6 protein-coding genes are annotated in these 6,686 nt (G+C 40.1%); 5 read left to right on the top strand and 1 reads right to left on the bottom strand.

Annotation, left to right across the window (positions count from 1 at the left end; genetic code table 11):
• Positions 1 to 778: 778 nt before the first annotated feature.
• The 5 genes from AACS90_RS19615 to AACS90_RS19595 all read left to right on the top strand — a co-directional run bounded on the left by AACS90_RS19615 (position 779) and on the right by AACS90_RS19595 (position 4,990).
• Positions 779 to 1,654 (top strand): integrase domain-containing protein, encoded by an 876-nt coding sequence (locus tag AACS90_RS19615; protein ID WP_099123575.1) that lies wholly within the window; start codon positions 779 to 781, stop codon positions 1,652 to 1,654.
• Positions 1,655 to 1,905: 251 nt separating this feature from the next.
• Positions 1,906 to 2,175, top strand: a complete 270-nt coding sequence (locus tag AACS90_RS19610; RefSeq protein ID WP_099109777.1) for a helix-turn-helix domain-containing protein — start codon at positions 1,906 to 1,908, stop codon at positions 2,173 to 2,175.
• 703 nt (positions 2,176 to 2,878) lie between these two features.
• The gene (locus tag AACS90_RS19605) at positions 2,879 to 3,472 is read left to right on the top strand and encodes a hypothetical protein (protein ID WP_099123574.1); all 594 of its coding nucleotides are present in this window, start codon (positions 2,879 to 2,881) and stop codon (positions 3,470 to 3,472) included.
• A 443-nt stretch (positions 3,473 to 3,915) separates the two neighbouring features.
• Complete coding sequence (locus AACS90_RS19600; RefSeq protein ID WP_206601866.1) at positions 3,916 to 4,431, top strand: hypothetical protein; 516 nt, start codon at positions 3,916 to 3,918, stop codon at positions 4,429 to 4,431.
• Between the two features lie 331 nt (positions 4,432 to 4,762).
• Positions 4,763 to 4,990, top strand: coding sequence for a hypothetical protein (locus AACS90_RS19595; RefSeq protein ID WP_206601865.1), 228 nt, complete (start codon positions 4,763 to 4,765; stop codon positions 4,988 to 4,990).
• A gap of 160 nt (positions 4,991 to 5,150) precedes the next feature.
• On the opposite strand, the gene AACS90_RS19590 is transcribed toward AACS90_RS19595, so the two are convergent.
• On the bottom strand, positions 5,151 to 6,029 hold the full coding sequence (locus tag AACS90_RS19590; RefSeq protein ID WP_099123573.1) for an AbiTii domain-containing protein: 879 nt from the start codon (positions 6,027 to 6,029) through the stop codon (positions 5,151 to 5,153).
• Between the last annotated feature and the right edge of the window lie 657 nt (positions 6,030 to 6,686).

Below are 6,686 nucleotides of genomic sequence, written 5' to 3'. Positions count from 1 at the left end.
GGTGGCGAAATAAAACTCCCGTAGCCTGCAAGGGAGAGCAAGCATTGCGGTACATCTGCGCACTTTTGGAAGCAGATATCGTCAGACACCTAACCCATCATCTGGCGGTGAAAGTCGCTTAAACTGAAAAAGACCTCAAAAAGGTGTTTTTATATCGACTTATGAGCTATTTGAACATTAAGTCATGTACTTACGTTTCAAACCAACATAAATCGTATTTGCCTTTATCTTTAATGGACAGCAGGATGGATTTTTCACGTCCAGACATCCCGTTCATCTTTCTCCCTATCCTTGTTTGACATATTCAACGGACCACTTTTTACCCCTAAACAATTAACTCATTGCTCCCGTTTGACACCGAACCTTGCGGCGTTTTGCTATGCCTGTTGGCATTTCAACGCTTGCACGATTTTTGCTGACCGTTTGCGTATTTAAGGCGTCACTTTTGGCCGGTTTACCGCTGAAAGTGACGCCGTAGACAAAGCACAACACAATCCTGACAGACTCAGGCCTACTTCACCCCGCAGTGAATCTGACACTGCATTTTTAGATTGAAAAAGGAGAACTTGACGATATCGAGGCTGGCTTTTTTGCCGGTGGGGATGACCTGCACACGCAGGCGGCAGTACCGTGTACTCAACCGATACCCCGCAATACCTCAACCTGCGTTCACTCTGGCGCACAGATATTCGTCAAGGGCAAAACCGGTGTTTTCTGTTTTGCTGCACTGACGCGCGCCAGAGATCGCATATCGTTAGGTATCAATAGGGAAAATGAGATGAGTCGATTGATTAAAGAATTAAAGTTTTTTGCCCGACAAGGCGGTGGTAGTCATAAAACCTGTCATGATCGCATTCGGATCGCCGGGCGTTTGGGTGCTTTGTTATTGAGCCTGAATATTCAGGTGAAAAGCCTTAAGAATTTGAAAGCCAAACATGTAGAGCAGTACGTTGATACTCGTTTATCTCAGGGGATTGCCAAACGAACAGTACAAAATGAAATGTCCGCACTGCGTAATATCTTCCGCATGGCAGGCCGGGAAAAACTGGAAACCTCGCCGCGTTTGAGCAATCAGGCATTGGGGTTAAGCGGCACCAGCCGCGCCGGAACTAAGCAGGCGATCCCTGATACTACGTTTCAGGTTGTTTATCAGAAAGCACTTGAACGTGATGCTGGATTTGCCGTCACCTTGAAACTTGCCCGATTGTTGGGATTACGTTCTCAGGAAGCGGTGCAATGCAGTGCGTCATTGAAAAGCTGGCGAAAACAATTAGAACAGCCAGAGCCGAAACTGCATGTTGTTTTCGGTACAAAAGGTGGCCGACCAAGACAAACCCGTGTATTGGATGTTACTGCGGTAAAAGAGGCTGTCGAGCAAGCCATTGCTGTTGCAGAACAACGCGGCGGTAGATTGATTGATAAGCCCGATCTCAAACAGGCCATGAACTACTGGCGAACACATACCACAAAAATTGGTTTAACCGGTCAACATTCTCCCCATAGTTTGCGTTATGCGTGGGCACAGGATGCACTTAATTTTTACCAACAGAAGGGTTTTAGCCATCAGGAAGCAAGAGCACTGGTATCAATGGATTTGGGACACGGAGATGGTCGTGGGCGTTACGTTGAACGGGTTTATAGTCGTTCAACTTAGCCGTTCGGTTATTGAGTTAGATAAAACAATCAGTTAAAGTATTCCCGCCATTAGCAAAATCTAGTGGTCAGGGCTTCGCATCCCTGTAGTATCCAAACACTGGTAGGATGTTTCTACCAGTGCGTCTGCTATCACCCTTTCAATGGTGATTCAGGCAGGGGAGGCTTCGGCCTCACCGGTGGATACTCCGGTAATGCGAACCTTGCTTGAATCACCGCCATCAATATTAATTAATGGAAGGGGTAGCAGGAATGAATAACAACATTAGAACTGACTGGCATCAGGCCGATATCATCGCAGCATTACGCAAACGTGGTACAACCTTAGCGGCTGTTTCTCGTGAGGCGGGGCTCAGTTCATCAACATTGGCAAATGCATTCAGCAGGCCGTGGCCTAAAGGTGAATGGATTATCGCAAATTACCTTGGCATCCATCCCTCAGAGATCTGGCCTAGTCGGTATTTCGATTCTTATACTGGAGAATTATTAGAAAGGAAAGCCCGCTCTAAGCCACAGGAATAACCGACTTTAATTTGTGATCGACTTCGTGAAAATGATAATTTTTAATATGAAGCCCTGAGTGTGAAATGGCAGTTCAATCTGATCATTTTTAATTCTCATGGCTTTTTGTTTTAGCTTAATGATAAGATAAAGTTTTTGTAGTGTATTAGGCGGAAAATCTACCTATATTTTAGCTAAAGTGCATTACTTCATACTTAATCTGACCCTCTGTTCATCTGGAGATAATTAGATCTGATAGTCAGCTCAGAACCAAGTACAGACGTTAAAACAGATCCAAACTCACCTTTCTTTTGCCACTTTAGTCGTAGATATGTTTAATAATCCACTGAATAAATTAATAGTATTATTAGCTGAGTAAAAATTTGCACAATTCGCGCTCTACCTATATAAAGTTTGTCGGTTTCATTACACACCTACAGTAATTTCAAAATAACCTGTTGAAATAGAGATACATCAACGTTAACTTGGCATGAGTAAAAATCATGAAAGAAAGCAAAAAATGTTTGACTTGCAAGCAGAGGAAGCAAGTCTATTTTAAGTGTGGTAGGAAGCTATCAGAAATAGTGAGTTACAGCACCAACACCATTCTTCTCGCAAAAAATACGTAGAAGTATCACAGCGTTATTTTGAATCCTTTTAAAGCAAATAACGCACTGCTAACGGGTGTTACTCTGCGTGCCCAAGCTAAATACAAGGAGATAATGTGCCACTATCAAGTTTGCTAAAAGACACCGTTTCGCTATTAAAAAAGAATGGTGAAAGAGTCGACGGGATTAAAGCAAGTGTTCAGTCAGAAAAAATCTTTATTCAGAGATCAGATATTTTAATTGAAACAGGCGATTTGATTCAAAGAAGAATGTCAAATGGTGGTGAAGAAACCTATGAAGTCATTGATCCAGGTTTTCATGAACGCCATGGCCCCATCGCGGCAGGCTATCAAATGACTCACAAAAAACTAGGTTTACCTGAAGTAGGACAGGCTATGCAAAATATCACTTACAATATCAGTGGGTCTAATTCGCATGTTAACAACCACTCGATAGATAATTCAATAAATATCGTCAATTTGAATTCAGATATTGTCGATCATATTGCCATGCTGCGCTCAGAGATAGAGAGACTAATAAATGGCCCCGAAGAAAAACAAGAAGCTTTTGAGGTTGTAGATGCAATCGAGGGACAATTTACATCTGAAAAACCAAGCAAGGCTGTAGTGAAAACCTTATTAGCATCTTTGCCTAGCGCAGGTAGCATTGCTTCTATAGGTTCATTCTTATTGAGCTGTTTAGGAGGGTAATGAAACGTGATAAGTACGTTGAAGAAACTATAAAGCAGATTATCACTGGCATTGACACAGCATAAAGAAACTGTTATCGAAATAATTAGAAAGTAATCCCTACGTCTGCAATATCCTATTTTCAGAACGTTATAATCAGTTATTCGAATACTGGCGTTCCGATCCAAAAAATAGAATTTGACATTGCTGTGTCAATTATCTGAGTCAATTGAAGTGTGAGTTTAACAGCGCTGCCTAGTACTACAGCCGTGGATTTCCATAACTCAATGTGTTAATTGATAATCACTAAATTGGAATGTCAGAAATTTCAATCCCTTTATCATGAATTTCCTATCAGGTATCAGGAAATAGTAGTTACGACTGTGATAGGCGGAAATACTTCCAGTTTGAAAGTAGAAAAAATTCCTTCTATTAAATTGTTGGTTTCCAATAGGAGAGCATCTTTGGCAAAGCGAGATCCAAACAAGACAGCTCGGAATAGGATGATTAAGGCTATTAAACTCAAACTGCGGGAGATATTGCCCGAGGTTCTTAAAGAAACTGGGTTTAAAAATCAGCAATCACTAAACGCGACGATCGGCAGCAAGAATGATGAGTTCTTCGATCTAAAGAATGATGTGATTCATAGTCAAGAGGAATTTGTCTCCCGATGGTTAGAGGGTTTAAAGACCAGTGCCTTGAAAGACGGAGTTGCTGCACATATCTCGATTTGGAATCGTCTAAATAAGCACGCAAAGTTCAGAGAGTATACAGTTTTGTTCCTAAAACGCTCCTATCTCAATCAATTCGATAAGCTATCTAAGAATCGCCCTGAAAGTCAGGATGCAGAGCTTTGGATCGGTCAGGAAAACGCAAACTACGGTCTTCTCGTCAGTCCTCGGTTCAGGAAAGACGCTGGGAGAACGATAAGAGTGAGATTAGAGCTTTTACCAAAGCATACTGGACTATTGGACACGTAATGACCACTGGGCTAGTAATTCCTGGTAAGGAGAAAATTTTCAAGTTTAGCGATATCGAACAGTATCTTCTATTTTTCCAAGATACCTTGGTTCGAAATTCAGGATCAAAAAGTATGAGTACGAGATCGCTGGCCACTATTGCGACTATGTCCGAAATCAAACTGATCCGAATCAAGTTCCTCTCCTAATCCCAGAATTCAGATATGCAGGATTAGAAAAAAAGCATGTTTATCGTCTTGATTTTTTGGTGATAAATCCGTACACCTTGGATAAGATTGGGTTTGAACTCTCTCCGTGGTCTACACACGGATATCTCTCAAAAGTCAAAGAATTGACTCAGACAAAAATCAACGAGATGGCGGCAGATAACTTTGCTAGGGAAATGAAGAAGCACCGCGCCTACTTCAAAGAGCACTCTGTCATGTGTCTTATCTACACAGATGAGGAGCTAAAGGATACGAAGACGCTCTTCAATGAAGATATCGCTCCATTCCTCGCCCCAGAAAGAACTCAAGTCCAGCTTTCTTTTCTGATCATGGAGGAATTCTTTAATAGCTAACACTGCTACGCACTAAATATTGGTAGCCAACAAATCTTTCCATCGGATCGCTTCCAGCGGCCGATGAGCCCCACAATGTTAATGTTAGCTCTTAGTCGACTGTCTGATTTAGTCACACCTTATGACAGAACATTGTCAAATTGAGCAAAGACTAATCCAGTTAAAGCAAAGCAAGTAATCCTGTTGCAATCACACTCCCTGTTATTCCTTCTAGTATGCTTCTAATTGATTTCACAGATTCACTGATTATTATTTGTTTCGGATGTGGTGAATCTAACTGGAGTTCCATAGTTGCTATCTCTGTATTTAACTCTTTCCGTCGCAACTCGTTGAGTTCTAAATTTTCATGAACCTTCTTAAATTGTTCAATAAAATTACTGAAATCTTTGGGGGCTTCATTAACAATCAAAGTTTGATTAGCTCCTGCTGAATCTTGCTGTAACTGAGAATTATTCATATTTTGTATATTATTAGTGACTTGATATGTTACTTGAGCCGCTGCTTGCTTTTCTTCTTTAGTAAAACTCATTTTATCACCTAGTATCCCGCGAGATTCTAAATTTAGTGCCCAGTTAAGTACTTCATTCCTAATTGCCTCAAGAATTCCAACAATTTCCGTGTGCGATACAAGTAATACTGGTTCCAATGGAAAATTCATTAGTTTTATTAACTGATTTTTCGTATTCTGATTAAATGGTATTTGTAAATTTTGTCCTTGATGATCATTCAGTAGTGAATCTAATTCACCAACAGGTTGACCTATTTTTCTTGTTGAAAGAACCTCTGCTAGGTTTGCATTCATATATAAAGGTTGCAATCCATGGTATGGATTGAAAACTTTAACCTCTCCTCTAATTTCTCTATAGCCAGGTATAGCTTCTTCATTGGATGGGTAGCCGTTAAGCTCATTGTTCACCCATGTTTCAATCTCTACAATGATTAATTTTTTTGACACAACTAATGCTTTTCTAAGCAAGTCTGAAACACGAATATTTTTATTCAAAGCGTCTCTTTGCAACTCAAGTACAAGTCCTGACATTATTTTGATCCCTACTCTATTGTTATGTCGCCGCCGAATAATAACTTATTAAGATGATAAATATAGCAATATTACAAACATCTGCTTGCTATAGTATCACTACTTAAATTAGTTGTAATAAAATACATACCTTTCCAAATTGGTTTTATCAGGATTAACATATAAGCATTTTTTGTACTAAACTTGATTTATAATCACATAAAGGTAAATTATTTTACATGCGTTTTGATATATGGTTGCACTTGATAAGGTAACGACAATCGCTCTGTGCATTTAATGAGCATTAATGTGCTAGACCTGCACTGATTTCAGTGATTCGCGCTAAATATTTCAGCAAAATATGAAAAAGCCTCCATTTCATTATAACAATCAGCTTATTCGATCCATAATAGATATAGATAAAGTTAGCCTGGTGTAAGTAACCAAGTATTACAGGGGCATAAAATCAATATATAAAAATAATTTTAATATATTCAATTAATTACTTTCATTTACTAGTCCCGCCCTGGCACCAAATTAAAAACCACTGATAAAACAGTGAGTTCGGGAATAAGTATCCCCCGGCATAGCCGGGGGTTTTTCATATGCGCCTATAAGGCTCTCTTACCTGCCGCGCCCTAACAGGCGCATCGCAATCTGACATTTGCATTCTAGTGA

The sequence above is a fragment of the Xenorhabdus sp. KK7.4 genome (assembly GCF_963876465.1).
GTDB lineage: Bacteria > Pseudomonadota > Gammaproteobacteria > Enterobacterales > Enterobacteriaceae > Xenorhabdus > Xenorhabdus stockiae.
Note: the sequence above shows the minus strand (reverse complement) of the source record. Positions and strands in the feature narration are given on the sequence as shown.

Coding starts and splice junctions, on each gene's coding strand:
- AACS90_RS19590 (WP_099123573.1), bottom strand. CDS start 6,029: ATGTCAGGACTTGTACTTGAGTTGCAAAGAGACGCTTTGAATAAAAAT.
- AACS90_RS19615 (WP_099123575.1), top strand. CDS start 779: ATGAGTCGATTGATTAAAGAATTAAAGTTTTTTGCCCGACAAGGCGGT.
- AACS90_RS19610 (WP_099109777.1), top strand. CDS start 1,906: ATGAATAACAACATTAGAACTGACTGGCATCAGGCCGATATCATCGCA.